Annotated in this window: 19 protein-coding genes, 1 tRNA gene and 2 pseudogenes; 10 read left to right on the top strand and 12 right to left on the bottom strand. The window is 54.7% G+C overall.

Annotation, left to right across the window (positions count from 1 at the left end):
* Positions 1-23 precede the first annotated feature (23 nt).
* The 4 genes from ridA to UTM25_RS08400 form a co-directional block, all read right to left on the bottom strand.
* Complete coding sequence (gene ridA / locus UTM25_RS08415) at positions 24-410, bottom strand: 2-iminobutanoate/2-iminopropanoate deaminase (RefSeq protein WP_008501391.1); 387 nt, start codon at positions 408-410, stop codon at positions 24-26.
* A 73-nt stretch (positions 411-483) separates the two neighbouring features.
* Positions 484-945 carry an aspartate carbamoyltransferase regulatory subunit gene (pyrI, locus tag UTM25_RS08410; protein WP_023310197.1) on the bottom strand — a complete coding sequence of 154 codons (462 nt, stop codon included), beginning with the start codon at positions 943-945 and terminating at the stop codon, positions 484-486.
* 12 nt (positions 946-957) lie between these two features.
* Entirely contained in the window at positions 958-1890 is a 933-nt protein-coding gene (gene pyrB, locus UTM25_RS08405; protein ID WP_023310198.1) for an aspartate carbamoyltransferase, read from the bottom strand.
* 34 nt (positions 1891-1924) lie between these two features.
* Entirely contained in the window at positions 1925-2029 is a 105-nt protein-coding gene (locus tag UTM25_RS08400; protein ID WP_022646880.1) for a pyrBI operon leader peptide, read from the bottom strand.
* On the opposite strand from UTM25_RS08400, the pseudogene UTM25_RS08395 reads away from it, so the two are divergent.
* Positions 2009-2126, top strand: a pseudogene (locus UTM25_RS08395) (hypothetical protein). The gene UTM25_RS08400 and the pseudogene UTM25_RS08395 sit on opposite strands and share 21 nt — an antisense overlap.
* 3 nt (positions 2127-2129) lie before the next feature.
* Here the strand turns inward: UTM25_RS08395 and UTM25_RS08390 are convergent.
* The 5 genes and pseudogenes from UTM25_RS08390 to arcA all read right to left on the bottom strand — a co-directional run bounded on the left by UTM25_RS08390 (position 2130) and on the right by arcA (position 7404).
* A complete protein-coding gene (locus UTM25_RS08390; protein ID WP_029739272.1) occupies positions 2130-2609 on the bottom strand; it encodes an arginine repressor in 480 nt (159 codons plus the stop codon).
* 80 nt (positions 2610-2689) lie between these two features.
* Positions 2690-4093, bottom strand: a complete 1404-nt coding sequence (locus UTM25_RS08385) for a YfcC family protein (RefSeq protein WP_063441362.1) — start codon at positions 4091-4093, stop codon at positions 2690-2692.
* Positions 4094-4140: 47 nt separating this feature from the next.
* Positions 4141-5145, bottom strand: coding sequence for an ornithine carbamoyltransferase (gene argF / locus UTM25_RS08380; protein WP_023310201.1), 1005 nt, complete (start codon positions 5143-5145; stop codon positions 4141-4143).
* 118 nt (positions 5146-5263) lie between these two features.
* Positions 5264-6173, bottom strand: a pseudogene (gene arcC, locus UTM25_RS08375) (carbamate kinase).
* A gap of 10 nt (positions 6174-6183) precedes the next feature.
* Positions 6184-7404: an arginine deiminase gene (gene arcA / locus UTM25_RS08370; RefSeq protein ID WP_194401547.1), complete on the bottom strand. Its 1221-nt coding sequence runs from the start codon at positions 7402-7404 to the stop codon at positions 6184-6186.
* 674 nt (positions 7405-8078) lie between these two features.
* On the opposite strand from arcA, the gene UTM25_RS08365 reads away from it, so the two are divergent.
* Complete coding sequence (locus tag UTM25_RS08365) at positions 8079-8531, top strand: YhcH/YjgK/YiaL family protein (protein ID WP_194401546.1); 453 nt, start codon at positions 8079-8081, stop codon at positions 8529-8531.
* A 66-nt stretch (positions 8532-8597) separates the two neighbouring features.
* On the opposite strand, the gene argF (UTM25_RS08360) is transcribed toward UTM25_RS08365, so the two are convergent.
* The gene (argF, locus tag UTM25_RS08360) at positions 8598-9602 is read right to left on the bottom strand and encodes an ornithine carbamoyltransferase (RefSeq protein WP_023299201.1); all 1005 of its coding nucleotides are present in this window, start codon (positions 9600-9602) and stop codon (positions 8598-8600) included.
* Positions 9572-9667: a putative translational regulatory protein ArgL gene (gene argL, locus UTM25_RS08355; RefSeq protein ID WP_213328991.1), complete on the bottom strand. Its 96-nt coding sequence runs from the start codon at positions 9665-9667 to the stop codon at positions 9572-9574. The genes argF (UTM25_RS08360) and argL overlap by 31 nt, the downstream gene beginning before the upstream one ends.
* Before the next feature lie 99 nt (positions 9668-9766).
* Here argL and rraB point away from each other — a divergent pair, with 99 nt between their 5' ends.
* The 7 genes from rraB (at position 9767) to UTM25_RS08320 (ending at position 15468) form a co-directional block, all read left to right on the top strand.
* The gene (gene rraB, locus UTM25_RS08350) at positions 9767-10192 is read left to right on the top strand and encodes a ribonuclease E inhibitor RraB (protein WP_023334329.1); all 426 of its coding nucleotides are present in this window, start codon (positions 9767-9769) and stop codon (positions 10190-10192) included.
* Positions 10193-10238: 46 nt separating this feature from the next.
* Complete coding sequence (gene miaE, locus UTM25_RS08345; RefSeq protein ID WP_194401545.1) at positions 10239-10997, top strand: tRNA isopentenyl-2-thiomethyl-A-37 hydroxylase MiaE; 759 nt, start codon at positions 10239-10241, stop codon at positions 10995-10997.
* 30 nt (positions 10998-11027) lie between these two features.
* Positions 11028-11753: a topoisomerase II gene (locus UTM25_RS08340; protein WP_194401544.1), complete on the top strand. Its 726-nt coding sequence runs from the start codon at positions 11028-11030 to the stop codon at positions 11751-11753.
* 106 nt (positions 11754-11859) lie between these two features.
* Positions 11860-11944: transfer RNA gene (locus tag UTM25_RS08335), tRNA-Leu, on the top strand.
* A 546-nt stretch (positions 11945-12490) separates the two neighbouring features.
* Complete coding sequence (locus UTM25_RS08330) at positions 12491-13402, top strand: restriction endonuclease (RefSeq protein WP_094317794.1); 912 nt, start codon at positions 12491-12493, stop codon at positions 13400-13402.
* A 35-nt stretch (positions 13403-13437) separates the two neighbouring features.
* Complete coding sequence (locus UTM25_RS08325) at positions 13438-14253, top strand: hypothetical protein (protein WP_112018755.1); 816 nt, start codon at positions 13438-13440, stop codon at positions 14251-14253.
* A gap of 588 nt (positions 14254-14841) precedes the next feature.
* On the top strand, positions 14842-15468 hold the full coding sequence (locus UTM25_RS08320; protein ID WP_001598168.1) for a recombinase family protein: 627 nt from the start codon (positions 14842-14844) through the stop codon (positions 15466-15468).
* A gap of 39 nt (positions 15469-15507) precedes the next feature.
* Here the strand turns inward: UTM25_RS08320 and UTM25_RS08315 are convergent, their stop codons facing one another.
* On the bottom strand, positions 15508-15717 hold the full coding sequence (locus UTM25_RS08315) for a hypothetical protein (protein ID WP_001598170.1): 210 nt from the start codon (positions 15715-15717) through the stop codon (positions 15508-15510).
* 1064 nt (positions 15718-16781) lie between these two features.
* Here UTM25_RS08315 and UTM25_RS08310 point away from each other — a divergent pair.
* Positions 16782-18626 carry a DEAD/DEAH box helicase gene (locus UTM25_RS08310; RefSeq protein WP_001598173.1) on the top strand — a complete coding sequence of 615 codons (1845 nt, stop codon included), beginning with the start codon at positions 16782-16784 and terminating at the stop codon, positions 18624-18626.
* Positions 18627-18655: the final 29 nt, after the last annotated feature.

Raw genomic sequence — 18655 nt, 5'->3', positions numbered from 1 at the left:
CCTTTTTTTATCGCCGAAGCGAATTAGCGACGTACCGCAATCGCTTCGATTTCAATTTTCACGTCTTTTGGCAGACGGGCCACTTCCACGCAGGAGCGCGCCGGGAAGGTGGCGTTGTGCTCGGTGAAGAACGCTTCGTAAGTGGCGTTAACGGTCGCGAAATCGTTCAGATCTTTCACGAAAACGGTGGTTTTCACGATATCGCCCACTTTCAGACCGGCAGATTCAACGATAGCCTGCACGTTTTCCAGCGACTGACGCGCCTGTGCCGCGACGTCTTCCGGCACCGCGCCGGTTTTTGGGTTCACCGGGATCTGCCCGGAAGTGATGATCATGCTACCCAGATCAACGCCCTGAACGTAAGGGCCGATAGCCGCTGGTGCATTTTCCGTCGCGAGTACTTTGCTCATGTTTTCTCCAGAATTACAGCGTTAAGAATGTTCCCGGCCATTATAACAGCCGGGATTTCATTACCAACCTCAATTAGTTGGCTAGCACCACATAATGAGAAAACTCTTTTTCGCAGTATTTGCATTTGAGTGCGATGTCATCGGCGCGTTTTTTCACTGCAAAGCTGGAAGAAACCGGCTCAGCGTGACTGATGCAGTTGCTGTTCGGGCAGACCAGCACGCTTTCGATACGATCCGGCAGGCTCGGGCGGGATTTGCCGACCACTTCATACTCGTCGATGCGGTTGACGGTGGCGTCCGGCGCGTACAGCGACAGCTGGTTGACCTGCTCGTCGGTCAGGAAGGTGTTCTCGATTTTAATCAGGTCTTTGCGGCCCATCTCGCCCGACGGCAGGTTCAGGCCGATGGTGATGCGCTGGTCGGTTTCGGTCAGTTTGAACAGCGTCAGCAGCTTAAAGCCCACCTGCGCAGGGATGTGATCAATCACGGTGCCGCGCTTGATGGCTTCAACCTGGAGTTTGTTATCGTGTGTCATGGTCGTTTCCCCTTACAGTGCCAATTCGCGATTCAGAACCAGTGCCAGTAACGCCTGGCGGGCGAAGATGCCGTTTCCGGCCTGCTGGAAGTACCAGGCGTGCGGCGTCTTATCCACGTCTGTGGTGATCTCATCGATGCGCGGCAGCGGATGCAGCACCTTCATGTTGTCGCGCGCGCCCTCAAGGTCGCTGGCGCGCAGCACGAACTGTGCCTTCACGTTGGCGTATTCGGACGGATCCAGACGCTCTTTCTGCACGCGGGTCATGTAGAGAATATCCACGTGGCTCATCACCTCTTCGATGCTGGCGTGCAGGCTCCACTGAATGCCTTTCTCATCCAGCATGTCGAGAATGTACTGTGGCATCGCCAGCGCGTCAGGCGCGATGAAGAAGAAGCGGTTGCCGTTAAATTTCGCCAGCGCCTGGGTCAGGGAGTGGACGGTACGGCCATACTTCAGGTCGCCGACCATGGCGATATTCAGGTTCTCGAGCTTGCCCTGCGTCTCCTGTATGGTGAACAGATCCAGCAGGGTCTGCGTCGGGTGCTGGTTGGCACCGTCACCGGCGTTCAGTACCGGAATGCCGCCGGAGAATTCGGTCGCCAGACGCGCCGCGCCCTCCTGCGGGTGACGCATCACAATCGCGTCGACGTAGGTGCTGATCACTGAAATGGTATCCGCCAGGGTTTCGCCTTTTTTACCCAGCGACGTGTTGCTGCTGTCCGAGAAGCCCACCACGCTCGCGCCCAGGCGGTGCATGGAGGTTTCAAAGGAGAGGCGGGTGCGGGTCGAGGCTTCGAAGAAGCAGCTCGCAATCACCTTGTGCTTCAGCAGCTCCGGTTGCGGATTGGCCTTCAGTTTTGCCGCGGTTTCCAGAACCAGTTCCAGCTCTTCGCGGCTGAGGTCGTTTATGGAAATGATGTGTTTTTGATAAAGCGGATTCATGTTTATCTCCTGACGCCGGGCAAAAAAAAGCCCCTCAAATGAGGGGCTCTGGGAATAGGTTTAGCAACGGGAAGAAAAACGGCAGGCCAGCGTCTGATTTCAGACGCGGTAAGACGTTATGTCGTACACGCTTGACCATGCTTCCTCCCGGCAAATTGTCGGGCATTATACGCAGCTCGCTTTTCGGATCAAGCGATTTAATGCACGCTTTACTCAATGCAAACGGTTCTTTATGAATATTAATGCGTTCTGAGTAAATAATTAATTTGCTTATGCACCAGTGCGGTGCGCTTTACGACCCGGGGAGCGACCCAGACGATACTGCTGCCGGCCACCACGCCTAAAATTTCCGGTAGCTGGTGATAATCCAGAATACGCGCCACCGCGCGGCCATATCCGGCGACGGTATGAACAAGGATAAACTCGCTATTGTGCTCGACGCTGACCACCATTTCGGACACGGTACGCGCGGCGTCGGGGGCAGGGCGTAGCTGGGGATTCAGCGAATAAATCTTTAGCCCTTTGGCATTTCGAATTTTTATGACGCCGAGCAATTTAAGCAGACGTGAAACGGTGGACTGGCTGATGGTCTCAAAACCACGCTCCTGCAAATCCCGGCGGATCTCCTCCTGAGAGAGATAGCTCTTTTCTGCGATCAGGCGCTGGCAGACCGTCAGCTGTAGTTGCTCTTTGGGAGAGTACTCTTCGTAATCCATCATAGTTCCCATATCAGTTCCTGAAATAACCGGTGGCACCGCACCGATCCGTAGGCCGGATAAGCGCAGCGCCATCCGGCAAATCACAACAAGGCACCCAGACTTAACGCCACCATAATCACCACCGTTAAAATACCCAGCAGCGGCGCCACCCATTTCAGATAGCGCACGTAGGGCACGCGGGCGATAGCCAGCCCGCCCATCACTACGGCAGAAGTGGGCGTGACGAGGTTAACGATGCCGGAGGCCGACTGGTAAGCCGTCACCACCAGGTCGCGGTTGACGTTAGCGAAATCGGCAAGCGGCGCCATGATCGGCATCGTCAGAACGGCCAGGCCGGATGAAGAAGGCACAAGAAACGACAGCACGACCTCCAGCCAGTACATCACGTTAATAAACGCTACCGTGGACAACCCGCTGACGAGCCCTTCCGCGCTGTGCAAAATGGTGTGGGTAATCATGCCCTTATCCATGATGACTACGATACCGCGTGCGATGCCGATAATCAGCGCGACGCCCAGCAAATCTCGCGCGCCGTTGATAAACGTCGACGTCAGCTCCTCTTCGCTCATGCGGGCAATCAGGCCGACGATAATCGCGCTGGCGAGAAACACCGCCGAGATCTCTGCCATCCACCAGCCCAGTACCGCCACGCCGTAGATCATCACCGCGAAGGCGAGGGCGAAAATTACCAGGATGATTTTGCGCACCGGGGTGAATTCCAGCGACTGTTCGCCCTTGTCGCCGAGGAAATGGGCGCGGTTCTCTTCCTGTTTATCCGCAACGATCGACAGCGACGGATCCTGGCGCACTTTACGGGCGTAACGCATCACCCACGCCACGCAGATGATCCAGCCGATGACCAGCAGCGCCACGCGCAGGGCGATGCCGTTGGTGAAGGGGATCCCGGCGGCGTTGGCGGCGATTACCGTGGCGAAAGGGTTGATGGTGGAGCCGAGCGTGCCGATCCCCGCCCCGAGCAGCACGGTAGAGGCGGCGACAACCGGATCGAACCGGGCGGCCAGCATCACCGGCACCAGCAGGGTGTAGAACGGCAGCGACTCTTCGGCCATGCCGTAAATCGTGCCGCCCGCGGCAAACAGCGCCATCAGGATCGGGATCATCCACTCCTCACGCCCGCGCAGCCGGGTGGTGACGCGTTCGATCCCCGCATCAATCGCCCCGGTTTTGGTGACGATCCCGAGAAAACCGCCGATGATCAGGATAAACAGCGCGACGTCGATCGCCCCGGCCTGGCCGGAGACCGGATCGTACAGCCCGGCGATGGGCGCCATCAGGACGGAAACCAGCCCCTGCGGATGTGCCGCCACGTGCGCGTACGTTCCGGCAACCGGGACTTCTTTACCGAGGGTTTCGTTCATCGCCATCTGGTACTGACCGGCGGGGACGACCCAGCTCAGCGCCGCCACAACGGCAATCAGGAAAAAGAGAATGGTGTAAGCGGAGGGAAACTTAAACTTGCCCATGATGTTCTCCTTAAACCCGGCGCACCCCGCGGCGCGCCGGGCGGTGATTAGTCGCCGAGTGTCGCCACCATGACCGCTTTAATGGTGTGCATGCGGTTCTCTGCTTCGTCGAAGACGATGGAGTTCGGTGATTCGAAGACCTCTTCCGTCACCTCCAGCCCCTTCAGGCCGTACGCCATCTCGATCTCGCGGCCCACTTTGGTGTGTTCGTTGTGGAACGCCGGCAGGCAGTGCATAAACTTGACGTTCGGGTTGCCTGTGGCCTTCATCACGTCCGCGTTGATTTGATACGGCTTCATCAGGCTGACGCGCTCGGCCCAGGCTTCCTTCGGCTCGCCCATGGAGACCCACACGTCGGTGTAGAGGAAATCGGTCCCCCGCACGCCTTCTTCCACGTCGTCGGTGAGGGTGATACGCGCGCCCGTCTCTTTCGCGATGGCGCGGCACTGCTCAACCAGCCCGGCTTCCGGCCAGAAGGATTTCGGCGCGACGAGGCGGATATCCATCCCCATCTTGGCCGCGCCGACCATCAGCGAGTTGCCCATGTTGTTGCGCGCGTCGCCGAGATAGGCAAAGCTCAGCTCCGGCAGGGTTTTGCCCGGCGCGTGCTCCAGCATGGTCATCAGGTCGGCGAGGATCTGCGTGGGGTGGAACTCGTCGGTCAGGCCGTTCCACACCGGCACGCCCGCGTACTCGCCCAGCTCCTCAACGATGGCCTGGCCGTAGCCGCGGTATTCGATACCGTCATACATGCGGCCCAGCACGCGGGCGGTGTCTTTCATCGACTCTTTATGGCCGATCTGCGATCCGCTTGGGCCGAGGTAGGTCACCTGCGCGCCCTGGTCGAACGCACCCACTTCGAAGGCGCAGCGGGTGCGGGTGGAGGTTTTTTCAAAAATCAGGGCGATGTTTTTCCCGACCAGGGTTTGCTTTTCACGTCCGGCTTTTTTGGCGGCCTTCAGCTCGATGGCGAGGTCGATCAGGTACTGGATCTCCGCCGGGGTGTAGTCCAGCAGTTTCAGGAAGTTACGGTTTTTCAGATTGATGGTCATGGGTAAATCCTTTTTAAAATTTGCTGTTTGATGCCCTCACCCCGGCCCTCTCCCACGGGGAGAGGGTGTAATCGTCCCCTCTCCCTTAGGGAGAGGGTTAGGGTGAGGGGAAAACGACTCAGTTGCGAATCAACGTGCCTTTCTCGCCCGCGAGGATCTCCGCGCCGTCGGCCAGCGCGCCGATCCCGGCCATGCCGTTGCAGGCTTCAACAAACTCGCGGCAGGCGGCCACTTTCGGGCCCATCGATCCGGCGTCGAACTGCATGCCTCTGAGCAGCTCCGGCGTCACCTGCGCCAGCGGGCGCTGGGTCGGCTTGCCCCAGTCGAGGTACACCGCGTCGGCATCGGTCAGGATCAGCAGGGCGTCGGCCTCGATCTGGCGCGCCAGCAGGGCGGCAGAGGTCTTTGTCGATCACCGCTTCAATGCCGCGATAGCCGTTGGCGTTCTCCACTACCGGCACGCCGCCGCCGCCGTTGCAGATCACCAGATGGTCGCGCTGGATCAGCGCCGTGATGGCGTCGCTCTCGACGATGCGTTTCGGCTGCGGTGACGGCACCACGCGGCGGACGTAGCTGCCGTCGGCCCTGAACACCCAGCCTTTTTCCGCGGCGAGCGCTTTCGCCTGGGCTTCGCTGTACACCGGGCCAATGTATTTTGTCGGGTTGCTGAAGGCCGGGTCGGCAGCGTCCACTTCCACCTGCGTGAGCAGGACGCTCACCTCGCGCTGCGGTAGATTGTTTTTCAGCGCCTGCTGGAGCATGTAGCCGATCATTCCCTGGCTTTCGGCGCCGAGAACGTCCAGCGGGTAGGGCGTGACTTTGTCGTAGGCGCTGTTCTGCAGCGCCAGCAGCCCGACCTGCGGCCCGTTGCCGTGCACCAGCACCACGCGCCACTGTTCTGTTAATCCGGCGATGGTGCGCGCGGCCTGCTCGATGTTCTGGCGCTGGATATCCGCTTCCAGCGGCTCGCCGCGCTTGAGCAACGCGTTGCCGCCAAGGGCCACAACCAGAGTGGGTTTTCGTTCCATGATGGCTCCTTTAAATTCCGTCGCGTTCAAGCGGGCAGCTCATGCAGCGCGCGCCGCCGCGTCCGCGTCCGAGTTCGTCGCCCGGGATGGGCAGCACGGTGATGCCCGCCTTGTCGTACTTCTCGTTGGTCCAGACGTTGCGCTCGTAGCCGATCACCACGCCCGGGCGGATGGTCAGAACGTTGTTGGCGTCGTTCCACTGCTCGCGTTCGGCCTCAAAGGCGTCGCCGCCGGTGGTGATCAGGCGCACCTGGCTAATGCCGAGGGCTTTCTCGATGGCGTGCAGCAGATCGGTTTCCTGAGTGCGCATAAGGCCGCCGCGTCCGTCCGGAGTAAGCGTCCAGCACTGGGCGTCTTTGCGCACCACTTCCGGGTAGACGGAGAAGGTGTCCACGTCGATGTGGGTCATGACGGTGTCGAGGTGCATGCAGGAGCGGTGTTTTGGCAGCTCAACGGCGATCACGCGCTCGGCCTGGCGGTGTTTGAACAGGCTGTTGGCGAGGAACTCCACGCCCTGCGGCGTCGTGCGCTCGGACATGCCGATCAATACCGCCCCACGACCAATAACCAGTACGTCGCCGCCTTCTAACGTGGCGTGGTCGTAATTAATATTCTCGTCGCCGAAATACTTAATAAAATCCCCGTTGGCAAACGCCGGGTGCCAGCGATATATTGCCCGCAGGTTATTGGTTTCACGCTGACGGGCCGGTTTGGCCATTGGGTTAATAGAGACGCCGTTATAGATCCAGCACGAGGTATCGCGGGTAAATAAATGGTTCGGCAGCGGCTCCATAATAAAATCATTCGCCGTGTGGGTATCCACCACCATATTTTTAATGGCCGCCGGAATTTCGCCGTAGGTTAATCCGCCGCTCAGTCTGCGCGCCAGTTCCCGGTGCGGCATATCCGCCAGCCAGCCGCGCACATCGCCGGCAAAGGTTGGGCCGAGGCGATAGTCAGAGATTTGGGTATCCAACAGCCAGGCTTTCGCTTCTGCAATATCAAGGGTTTGTGTCAGAAGGTCGGTCAACAGCAGGACTTCCACACCCTGCTCGCGCAGCGTGTTGGCGAAGATGTCATGCTCCTCACCCGCCCGCTCAACCGAGAGCACGTCATCGAAAAGCAGCTCCTGACAGTTTGATGGCGTTAAACGTTTCAGACTTAAATTAGGACGGTGCAGCATAACGCTACGCAATTGACCAATTTCAGAACCGACGTAATGCTTTTCCATAATTATTCCTTTAACTGTTTTTCAGAATAAAAAGGGCATGCGCCATGTGATGTGTTTAATTTCATGGCGGCTAAGCTCAATTGATTTCGTGATTCATACTAGGCGGTTAAATAATCCGTATTGTGATATTGCTCACGCGAAACCGGATATTAAGGGGTTTGTTTTCATTTGCATGATTCGCATCAGATAATGATTAATTTCATATTATTGAGGGGTGAATAGCTAAGCAGGATCCGGTGGCATTATTTGAGGTTGTTATTATTTTGTAGATTTTAATCTTTTGAAATATATCGTTATGTTGCTGATTTTAAATGATAAATATCATGTGCAAGAATGACTATGCAATTAACGTAATTAACTATTTTTGACTTAAGAAAAATCAATAAATAATTATGGTTTTTTAGAGCAAATTATCAAAACAGTAAAGTGTGAGACGGCAACGGGTTTTGTTAATAAGAGAGCATGATCAAGAGGTTAGAGCAGTCGTGAGATAAGCGTTGATTAAGGTTATGCATAACCCCTGCATAATTGCCTGGACAGGATTAACAGTGGGTTAACACATTTTCCGATAAACATGCGCTCGCGCAAACCTCTTCCAAAAAGGGCTGGTATGGCAGCCTTAACTCTCGTATAAAAGAAAAAATGAAACGTTGTTTTACATAGAGGTATTTCACATGATTATCGGCAACATCCACCATCTGCAGCCCTGGCTACCTGACGCGCTGCGCCAGGCCATTGAGCACGTCAAAGCCCACGTCACCGACGCTACGCCGCTCGGCAGGCACGACGTTAACGGCAACAGCCTGTTTTATCTGGTCTCGGAAGATATGACCCAGCCGTTCGGCGAGCGCCGCGCCGAGTACCATGCGCGCTATCTGGATATTCAGATCGTGATGAAGGGTCAGGAGGGGATGACCTTCAGCACCCTGCCGCATGGCGCGCCGGACACCGACTGGCTGGAGGATAGAGACATCGCGTTCCTGCCGGAAGGCGAGCAGGAGAAAACCGTGGTGCTGAGCGAAGGGGATTTTGTTGTGTTCTGGCCGGGCGAGGTGCATAAGCCGCTGTGCGCGGTGGGGGCACCGGCGCAGGTGCGCAAGGTTGTGGTGAAAATGCTGATCGGCTAAACGGGTTTACTCCCTCTCCCTGTGGGAGAGGGCCGGGGTGAGGGCAGCAGCGCTCAGAGGACCAAATCACTCCCCAAGCGTCGCCACCATCACCGCCTTAATGGTATGCATCCGGTTTTCCGCCTGGTCGAATACGATGCTCGCCGCCGACTCAAACACCTCGTCCGTCACTTCCATCCCGCCGTGCAGGTCGAACTCTTTCGCCATCTGCTTGCCGAGCGTGGTCTGGTCGTCATGGAACGCCGGCAGACAGTGCAGGAACTTCACGTTCGGGTTGCCGGTCAGCGCCATCATCTGCGCGTTCACCTGATACCCGCGCAGAAGCGCAATCCGCTCCGCCCACTTCTCTTTGGCTTCGCCCATCGACACCCAGACGTCGGTATAGATAAAGTCTGCGCCCTTCACGCCCGCCGCCACGTCTTCCGTCAGGGTGATTTTCCCGCCGTGCTTCTCCGCCAGCGCGCTGCACTCCGCCACCAGGCTCTCTTCTGGCCAGCAGGCCTTCGGAGCCACCAGGCGCAGATCCAGCCCGGTCAGCGCCGCCGCTTCCAGCATCGAGTTGCCCATGTTGTTGCGCGCGTCGCCCGCGTAGACCAGCGTCATCTCGTTAAACGCCTTGCCCGGCAGGTGCTCCTGCATGGTCAGCAGGTCCGCCAGCAGCTGTGTCGGGTGGAACTCGTTGGTCAGCCCGTTCCACACCGGCACGCCCGCATACTGCGCCAGCGTCTCGACCACTTCCTGGCCGTGGCCGCGATACTGAATGCCGTCGTACATCCGCCCGAGAACCCGCGCGGTATCCTTAATTGACTCTTTATGCCCAATCTGGCTGCCGCTCGGCCCTAAATAGGTAACGCGCGCGCCTTGGTCAAATGCGGCAACTTCGAAAGAGCAACGGGTACGGGTCGAGTCTTTTTCGAAGATGAGCGCGATGTTTTTACCGGTAAGCTTCTGTACTTCCTTGCCATTTTTTTTATCGGCCTTGAGCTGTGCCGCAAGGGTCAGCAGAGAAGTGAACTGAGCAGGGGTAAAGTCGAGCAATTTCAGAAAGTGTTTCTTGTATAAATCGGACATTTTATCCTCGCATGGCGAACGCCACTTATTGAATTAAAATTCACTTTATATGTGTAATTATTCATTTGCAACCCCGTTTCATAAATCTTTCTTACAAAGGTGGAGGCAAACCCGTCCGTGTGTGAAAATAGAAGTATCTGCCGCACTTTAAAGAGGATTGAGCCATGGCAAACCCGGAACACCTGGAAGAGCAACGCGAAGAGACGCGTCTGATTATTGAAGAACTGCTGGAAGACGGTAGCGATCCGGACGCGCTGTACACCATCGAGCACCATTTCTCTGCGGATGATTTCGACGCGCTGGAAAAACTGGCCGTGGAAGCCTTCAAGCTGGGTTACGAAGTGACCGAGCCGGAAGAGCTGGAAGTGGAAGAGGGCGACACCGTCATCTGCTGCGACATCCTGAGCGAAGGCGCGCTGAAGGCGGAGCTTATCGACGCGCAGGTAGAACAGCTGATGAACCTGGCCGAGAAGTTTGACGTGGAATACGACGGCTGGGGAACCTACTTCGAAGATCCGAACGGTGAAGACGGCGAAGAAGGCGACGACGAAGATTACGTCGACGAAGACGACGACGGCGTGCGTCACTAAGCGTTTCAGGCGGTGGCGCGCGCCACCGCTTTTTCAAGGCAGAACCATGGATTACCCGCAAATACTCGCCCCCGTACTCAACTTCCTCCAGTGCCCGACCCCGCAAGCATGGATTGATAAAGCCCGAGACCCGGCGAACCTGCCGCTGCTGCTCACCGACCACATGGTGTGCGAGCTCAAGGCCGCCCAGACCGCGCTGCTGCTGGTGCGTAAATACGTCGCCGACGAAAGCGGTGCCGACGCGCTGCTCGACTGGCTCAAGCCCTACGAACAGTTCACCTTCCGCGACGGCCCGGAGCCGGACTTCATCGCCCTGCACAGGCAGATTGGCAAAAGCGTAATGCCCAAAACCGACGACCCGTGGGGCCAGGCGCTCATCGACAGCATGGTGCTGCTGATTAAAGAGGAGCTGCACCACTTCTGGCAGGTGCGCGAGGCGATGCTGGCGCGCGACATTCCGTACGTCAAAATCACCGCCAGCCGCTACGCCAAAGGGATGCTGAAGGAAGTGCGCACTCACGAACCGCTGACGCTGATCGACAAGCTCATCTGCGGCGCCTACATCGAGGCCCGCTCCTGCGAACGTTTCGCCGCGCTGGCCCCGTTCCTCGACGACGACCTGCAGAGGTTCTATCTCTCGCTGCTGCGCTCGGAAGCGCGCCACTATCAGGACTACCTGACGCTTGCCCGGCAGGTGAGCGACGACGATATCTCACCGCGTATAAAGCATTTTGGCGAAATTGAAGCCACACTTATCTCGACACCGGACCACGAGTTTCGCTTCCACAGCGGCGTGCCGGTTTAAACCGGCACAACTCAAGGATAAGGATGCGAGATGAATAAGACGTGGACCCGTACCGTGATGGTTGTTGTGGTAGCCGCCGCCGTGGCGTTCTGGGTGTTCTTCGACAAAAAGCAGCAGAGCCCGGAGCAGCAGTTAAATACCGCGCTGAACGACATGCCCGCCTGGCAGGTGATTAAGGAGCAGGAGCCCGCGCTGCATCAGCGCATCCTCGACCAGATGGCCGCCCTGCAAAAAGCGGGCGAGCCGGAGCAGCAGATTATCGACACCATCCAGCCGCAGATCCTGCATCTGCAGATGTCGCGTCTGCAAAACGCCCCGGACGCTAACGTGGTGAACTACATGACCATCAATATGGAGCAGACCGCCGCCATCCAGAAGGTGAGCGACGATGCCTGTTTCCGCTTCCTCTACCCGACGGTGAAGGGCGGCGTGAACCCAATGCGCATGCTGGATAAAGACCTGATGGCGCGGCGCATGCAGGCCGACGCCGACATGATGCGCGCGGCCTACGGCAAAAACCGCCACACCGTGACCCAGGCCGAACGCAAGGCGGCCGTCGAGGACGTGCGGCCGATTATGAAGGCACTTGCCGATAAGTACGGCGAGGACATCCAGCTGCTGCAGATGCCGGAGAAGGCGGCGGGCAAAGAGAAGCTCTCCTGCGATATGGTGCAGGAGATGTGGGCGAAGGTGCTGGCGCTGCCGGAGCAAAAGGCGGCTGGGGTGATTCGGCTGGCGGTGTCTGAGCTGGAGTAATGAAGGGCGCTGGTTTTTTGGGCACTTAGCGCTGGTTTAGCGCGTCGTCGCTTGCATGGCGGCGCGCGACAGGTATAATCCACAACGTTTCCGCATCCCCTTCAGTGCCGAAGTGGCGAAATCGGTAGACGCAGTTGATTCAAAATCAACCGTAGAAATACGTGCCGGTTCGAGTCCGGCCTTCGGCACCAAGTCACTAAATTCCTTACAATACAGCTAGTTAGAGAATAAAATCTGTCTCTTTTGCCTGTAAGAAATGCTCTGTTATGTCCCTTGAAAAAGCCGCTGTGGTTGATAGTGGTAATTGGGATGTTAACTCATAGCGGCGTGTAGTTCCAAGCGTCAAACACGTACTGACTCAACTTGAAAGCTATGACGTAGCCACCGTCTCTAAACAATCCCAAAAACTTTTAGTGAAGCGCATTTTAGCCCGATGCCCCCGTTCTGTCGCCGTCGCGAGACGCCGCAGGGGATAAACAGGTTTATGGTGGTCACGGTACTTGCAGACCATATGCAAGCTCTGCCAGCGGTTCGGCCTCGCTCCCCTTGGGTACATGGTCATCCTGATAAGCCTCACTAACTGACATAACCCTGATGAAGTCGCCAGAGGCTCCGCTTGTTGTCTTACCACCAACGGGGCTTTATGGCTATCTTGTATATCAACATAGCGGAATGAGTTTCTACTTCAAGTTGCTCCAGTGGTATCTTTACATATAAGACCCAAACGGAGCGGTACAATGGCTGGTCAAGATAAAAATAAGATTCCCGATTGGAAAGCTCTCGAACAACTTGTTGCCATGATTCAAAAGCAGCTTTCTCCTGATGCTGTAGTGCAACACAATGTGATGCTTGATGGTATCCAGAGCGAAACTAAAAGGCAGGTGGATGTTCTGGTGGAACAGTCCATTGGTCAGTACAAGATGCGTATTGTTATTGATTGCAAAGACTACGCAAATCCGGTGGATGTCAAAGGCGTTGAAGAGTTTCACGGGTTAGTACAGGACGTATGTGCGCATCAGGGAGCGTTGGTTTGTCCTGCTGGTTTTACTAAATCAGCTTTGCGGCGTGCACAGAAATTACAAATTGCGCTTTATCGCCCAGTTTCTACAGGCGACCATAAATGGCGGGCGGAAGTGACTGCCCCTGTATTGTGTGATTTCAGAAACAGTTTCATGAGTTTTGGCATTAGATGTTCTGCTCCTAAACCTCTGCTAATTCCGAATGAGTTTTACAAGTTGCCAGTCTACAGCCCGGAGAACGAGCTATTGGGTACGGCGTTAGGGCTTGCTCAGTCTCGGTGGGATAGTGGTGCTTTACCTAGTGAACCGGGAGAACATGATGAGTTATTGATATTTGAGGGGGTTAAAACTCAAATTGATAATGGATACGGTGATAAGGTGGAAGTCACCTTAACTCTTCGGCTTTTTGTAAAACAAAATCTATATCTCGGCCATTTACCTGTTGAAGATATCAACGGATTACAAGATGAGCATACCGGACACATTGTCACTAATGCTTTTACGCTGGGTGGTCTCAACCCTGATGAGGTTGAACGAGACTGGCAACGGATCGAGGATATGGGCACAATTGAATTTGAACCCCTCCTGAAAGTTGTTGGCTATAACTGCTACGGTATCGGTCCCGGATGAGCTACGGATTTTATTTAACAATATAAGGGCTGGAAATGCAGAGTGAAATTATCACACAGAAAAATGGAAAAGGTATCTTTGACCGCAAGGCTTGGTTAGCTGAGTCCAAAAAACTGTATTTATCAGCAAAGCTATTGAGAAGTGAAGGTGAACGAAATAAAAACCTTTTTAAGATTACAGATAAGAAATCTCCCGTTGTGCATGAATATATCGACATAGCATCCTCAACTGATAAAACTAGCAGGTTGCTGCTGGGGTATGCTTTCGAAATGTTATTAAAATCCGCGATCCTTTTAATGAATCTTGGTGCGCAAAAAGATACTATAGACACTAAGTTTCGCGATTACGGTCATAAACTGGATAGGATGGCTATTGATTTAGAATTGGCATTAACTGTTGATGAATTAAAATTATTAAAAATTGCGTCGCAAGATATTGTGCTTCAGGCCAGATATCCGATTGGCAAAGTTGATGATACAAGTTATATATCCGAATTAAACAAAAGAAATATACAGCTGGCCGATGGCAAGATTTTTGTGGGTATGATTGAACTGTATGACAAAATAAAAGATATAGTTGCCAAGTTTGATAATGACTCAACGAATTGTGCAGAGTTTAATGTGCTTAGAGGGAGTGATTTTATTCTCTTTATGCGAAACGGAGGTGGGCTGTCATCAAGAGCAATAGTAAACTTTGCGGCTCAATTCCCGGAGGGTAATAAACGCAAGTCATATTTAAAAGAAATTATTGAGACGCATGCTGGCAAGTTTGCGTTGTTATATACATATCGTTGGGCTTCATTTTCATTCTTCGAAGACACGGGCAAAAAGCTCATCCCGCTTGAGGAGTAACAAGTTTTCGTAACATCTTATCCGGTACATGTAGTATCTGCCGCATGTTTGAATTTGCGCCTCTAAAACCCCCATCCCAAGCGGCTCTCAGGGGCTTGTGCGCGTGGAGTAATGCTGTTGTACTGGGTATGTGCGCACTACCTCTACAAGCCGCATTCTACCGTTAGCCTATAGCTAACTCCCGGCTTGAAAAATTGCACGCTTACGGTTGCGCCTCCCTCGACGGTTAAGGCTTCAACTCCCCCCGTGCGCCTCTCCCAGCCGAAGGCTGGGCGGGCTGTATATCGATTTGCCTTCCTCTGTGGCGTTTATGACCCTGTTTCGCGTTCTGATCATGAGACTGTGGGTTAGGGTTACTCTTCTCTTTAAACGCTAAATCACTCCTGAATCTCCACTGTTAAAGCACTTTGCGTTGATGCTGGGTGCTGCTCTTGCCTGCGCTTGTGTCTGTCTCGTTTGGGTATACCTGATAAAGACATAGACACACTGTCTCATTTGACTATCTATAAAACTCTATTGACTACACATTGTTGATGTGATCTCTTATAGGTCTTGCTGTGATATTTCATTGAGACTTAGGGGGGAAGCATGGCACACAATGCGCTTATCTATTGCCGCGCCAGTACAGCAGAGCAACACGCAGACCGGGCGCTGGGCTTGCTGCGAGAGTTCGCCAGTGAGCGGGGCTGGCCTGTGCGAGCGGTGTACATCGAGAACGCCAGCGGTGCAAGGCTCGCTCGCCCTGAACTGATGCGCCTGCTGGATGATGCGCAGGCCGGAGAGGTCTTACTTGTCGAGAGCATCGACAGGCTAAGCCGCCTCACGCAAAAGGAGTGGGCGACACTGAAACAGAGGATTCAGGATAAGGGGCTGGTTATCGTTGCCGTTGACCTACCAACCTCGTGGCAACTACTGAACGATACAGCGTCAGAGCTTACAGAGGGCATTCTGAGAGCCGTTAATGCAATGCTGATTGATATCCTCGCTACGATGGCACGAGTGGACTACGAGACACGCAGAGCACGCCAAGCGCAGGGCATCGAACGTGCCAAAGCAGAGGGGAAATATAACGGGAAGTCTAAGGATGAGAGCGCCCGTGAAACTGTCCGCGCTATGCTTACTGTTGGGAATAAACCAGAGCACATCATGAAAGCTGCCGGGATAAGCCGGGCAACGTTCTACCGTATCAAGCGGGAGATACTTGCAGGTAGATAAAATTATAGGGGCAGGTTTTTAGACTTGCCCCTGATTAGCTTATTCTAAGCGACGGAGCTGTGTTTTAACGTATTCAAAAAATTCTTTATGAGTAACCATTGTCTTGCGTAATACGCCTTTGAGTTCAGTCCCCATAACACGTAATGTAGAACGGTTTGCCTCTGTCTGACGCTTACCCACGCGTGTCAGCACATAATTTAATTCGTGGTCTTGCGAAAAGTTAACGTAATCATGATCACTAATAGGCATGAATCAAATCCCTTCTTAAAGTTATAACTTTAATCAATGAGTTACCTAATGATGTGCATTTCAAGAGGCAACCTTCCATACATCCATTAACATTAAGAAACTTGGGCATCGTTTTTTCAAGTGCAGATTTAAAACGCCATAATTAGTTCGTGTCAAATGTGACGTAGAGCAAAAATATCCTCTCTTTATAGTATACGGTTTTACTTGCGGCTCTCGATATGAAGAGGTGGCGGGGCTTTAGCCGTGCCAGACGATGAACATCGAGATCAGATTGTGAATGTGATTTATCACTGAACAATTCGAGGGATAGGGCAGGGGAAGGGATCAAAGGCTGTGTTGTCCAATCACTAAGCTAGATTTGAGGCTGGTTAACACGTTAGTAGTATCTTTAAAGTTGCATTTAAAATACATGTACAAAAAAGGGTTCTTCCCTTTCATCCCTTCTCCTAATCAGTGTTATCGCTTTTCGCTCTACACTGGCTGCGCTTCTCGCGTCTGCGAGTCCGCTTTCATTCGCCTGCGGTTCATTCATCGGCCTGCGTCCGCTGTGATGCTCGGCCCTCCACGCAACCGCGCTTGCCGGGCAGTCAACGCGGCGGGGGATAGAGTAGTGGTACGGTACTCTCTATCGGTACTGTATTTGCCGTATCATCTTCCTTATCCACCCCCTCACAGGTACTCATCTCAGGGCTTCACCCCTGCGCCCTATCACTATACTGCCCTACTGCGTTCACGTTTTGCCGTCTGTCATCCTGCCGGATTCCACCCAATGAAGGCTACTATATTGGGATATGGTACTCACAATGCCGCTCCTAACCACACCCATTCTAGTGTCCCGCCAAACCTACCAAAAGTTATCGCCTAATCATCCATAAAGTCAGATAGAGCAAGGCTTGAGAGAGCCATGGTTAAAAAATAACCATATAAGGGCATCTACTGTGGGGAGACGGAGCACTGCCACCGCTGCAATAAAAACCTCCACTAAGAAGAACAGACTGCCACACTCCCGGCGCTGCCGTCCTACGCCCCATTCTATACTCACCTTACTTTTTGGAGATTTCACCATGCCAACGAATCTACGCCGTTTGCTTGCGCAGGCTGCTGACGCTGACCCGTTCAATACTGCAAACGCAGATGTACAGCAAATGATTGCTGACGGGATTGTTATCCGCCGTTCCAAGATATGTCCCGTGAAACGTAAACCCGTTAAGGCGGCATACAACACAAAGACCGAGGAGTTTTATTACAATGCAGATGGCTCCGCGATGACCTTGCGGGAGTGGCGAGCGCTGCACGGTGTTCAACCGAAGAAGCAAAAACAGCGCTCTGACACTGGGTTGCGGCAAGTCATCCAGCCCGGCGACGCTATTCATTGCCGACGCGCTGAGATAGAAATGTGGCTCAACAAGAAGCCTGCTCGTTATGTTGACCCGCTGCCGCCAGATATCCCCGGCGTCCGCGTAGACGATGCCGCATTGAAACCGCGCGAGCACGCCGTACCCGAATCGACAACCGGGCAGAATGCTTTTCTCAAAGCCTGCCGTGAGTTTCTGATTTGCGATGACGCCACCCTGAAAAGAATCAGCCGGGGTATGGGCCAACTGGAAGCTATGCGCCATGCTGATTTTACGCGACTGGGTGAAAGCCCGGCTTTCCGTCAGCTATGGTGCGGTGAGCTGAAACCCACAGATGATAAATTCAATACGCTGAATCTGCATTGTGACATTGGGGGCGCTGACCTGCCGCCGTCCATCCCGCCGTTGATTACTGCGCCGTACAGGTTCCGCGAGCTGGAGCAATGCGACCGCCCGGCGTTTGTGCCATTGCCGCCGCCAGACGGTGGCGACTGGCGACCCGGACAGCAGGACGTAGCCGCCGCTGTGTTTGCCCGTGACCGCGATATGCTGGCGGTACTACCGACCGGGTACGGAAAGACGGCTGCATTCACCTATGCCCTGCAATTTGAATCCGGTGCTGGCGAGGGGCTGACCGTTATCGTTGTGCCGACGAACACCATCAAGCAGCAGGTGCTACAGCAGTTAAGGGAGGCTGGCGTTCACGCGGTGGCCTTTGGCGATAAACTACCGAAGCGGCGTAATGCGCAGCAACTTGCGGGGCTGGCTGCCGGGGCGTTTCGGGTGATTGTCGTTTCTCCTGAGCATCTGGTGCCGGGTAGTCAGGTGCTGGCGGCACTGATGGCCGCTGGTGTGGACAGGTTCATAATAGACGAGGTTCACACCGTTGAGGACTGGGAGTTCCGCGCCGCTTTCCCCGCGATGAAGCATACCCTGCAAAATGCCTTCCCCGCTGCGCAGCGTTGTGCGTTCACTGCCACTTTGCGAAAAGGTGATGAGGCTGCCTTGATGCAAGAGCTGGGCTGCCGTGGTGATTTTCTCACCTTCCGCGCCAGCGCTGCCCGTGAAAACATCCAGCTTGTTCCTGTTCGGCAATGTGAAACCCAGCGCCGGGCTGCCGTTGGTCTGGTTGATGCTCTGCCGGAGGATGAGAAAGTTTTAATTTTGGTGGACAGCATAAAAATGCTTTACGCGTATCTCGATGAGCTGGGAGACCGCGCCCGGCCTTATCATTCTGACGTCAAGCGACTGCCCCGTGACCAGCGCCATGCGAACGCTGCGTGGTTCGCCAGCACGCCGGGTGCTGTTCTGGTGGCGACCAAAGCCTTTGGCCTCGGCGCTGATATCTCTGACGTGCGTAACGTAATTGTCACTTATGTTCCCGAAGACCTGCCCGATTTAGTGCAAATGGTTGGCCGCGCCGGACGTGACGGGCAGGCAGCTCGCGCGTTTCTGCTGTGGTCATCGCTGGCGCTGGATGCTGCGCCTGATGAGCTTGCTTACTTCTACCGCCCTGAAAACTGCAACTGGCAGTACATCGCTAAATACCTCTGAGTCGAAAGGCTCTCCCTGATTCTCTGGAG

The organism is Enterobacter sp. 61D5 (genome assembly GCF_034107965.1).
Classification (GTDB): Bacteria; Pseudomonadota; Gammaproteobacteria; order Enterobacterales; family Enterobacteriaceae; genus Enterobacter; species Enterobacter cloacae_M.
Note: the sequence above shows the minus strand (reverse complement) of the source record. Positions and strands in the feature narration are given on the sequence as shown.

Bases quoted from the DNA above. Each gene is read 5' to 3' on its own strand.
- argL (WP_213328991.1), bottom strand. From the start codon at position 9,667: ATGAATAATTACACATATAAAGTGAATTTTAATTCAATAAGTGGCGTT.
- UTM25_RS08400 (WP_022646880.1), bottom strand. From the start codon at position 2,029: ATGGTCAAGCGTGTACGACATAACGTCTTACCGCGTCTGAAATCAGAC.
- miaE (WP_194401545.1), top strand. From the start codon at position 10,239: ATGGATTACCCGCAAATACTCGCCCCCGTACTCAACTTCCTCCAGTGC.
- argF (WP_023299201.1), bottom strand. From the start codon at position 9,602: ATGTCCGATTTATACAAGAAACACTTTCTGAAATTGCTCGACTTTACC.
- UTM25_RS08390 (WP_029739272.1), bottom strand. From the start codon at position 2,609: ATGATGGATTACGAAGAGTACTCTCCCAAAGAGCAACTACAGCTGACG.
- UTM25_RS08365 (WP_194401546.1), top strand. From the start codon at position 8,079: ATGATTATCGGCAACATCCACCATCTGCAGCCCTGGCTACCTGACGCG.
- UTM25_RS08320 (WP_001598168.1), top strand. From the start codon at position 14,842: ATGGCACACAATGCGCTTATCTATTGCCGCGCCAGTACAGCAGAGCAA.
- pyrI (WP_023310197.1), bottom strand. From the start codon at position 945: ATGACACACGATAACAAACTCCAGGTTGAAGCCATCAAGCGCGGCACC.
- UTM25_RS08340 (WP_194401544.1), top strand. From the start codon at position 11,028: ATGAATAAGACGTGGACCCGTACCGTGATGGTTGTTGTGGTAGCCGCC.
- UTM25_RS08385 (WP_063441362.1), bottom strand. From the start codon at position 4,093: ATGGGCAAGTTTAAGTTTCCCTCCGCTTACACCATTCTCTTTTTCCTG.
- argF (WP_023310201.1), bottom strand. From the start codon at position 5,145: ATGACCATCAATCTGAAAAACCGTAACTTCCTGAAACTGCTGGACTAC.
- arcA (WP_194401547.1), bottom strand. From the start codon at position 7,404: ATGGAAAAGCATTACGTCGGTTCTGAAATTGGTCAATTGCGTAGCGTT.
- ridA (WP_008501391.1), bottom strand. From the start codon at position 410: ATGAGCAAAGTACTCGCGACGGAAAATGCACCAGCGGCTATCGGCCCT.
- rraB (WP_023334329.1), top strand. From the start codon at position 9,767: ATGGCAAACCCGGAACACCTGGAAGAGCAACGCGAAGAGACGCGTCTG.
- UTM25_RS08325 (WP_112018755.1), top strand. From the start codon at position 13,438: ATGCAGAGTGAAATTATCACACAGAAAAATGGAAAAGGTATCTTTGAC.
- UTM25_RS08315 (WP_001598170.1), bottom strand. From the start codon at position 15,717: ATGCCTATTAGTGATCATGATTACGTTAACTTTTCGCAAGACCACGAA.
- UTM25_RS08330 (WP_094317794.1), top strand. From the start codon at position 12,491: ATGGCTGGTCAAGATAAAAATAAGATTCCCGATTGGAAAGCTCTCGAA.
- UTM25_RS08310 (WP_001598173.1), top strand. From the start codon at position 16,782: ATGCCAACGAATCTACGCCGTTTGCTTGCGCAGGCTGCTGACGCTGAC.
- pyrB (WP_023310198.1), bottom strand. From the start codon at position 1,890: ATGAATCCGCTTTATCAAAAACACATCATTTCCATAAACGACCTCAGC.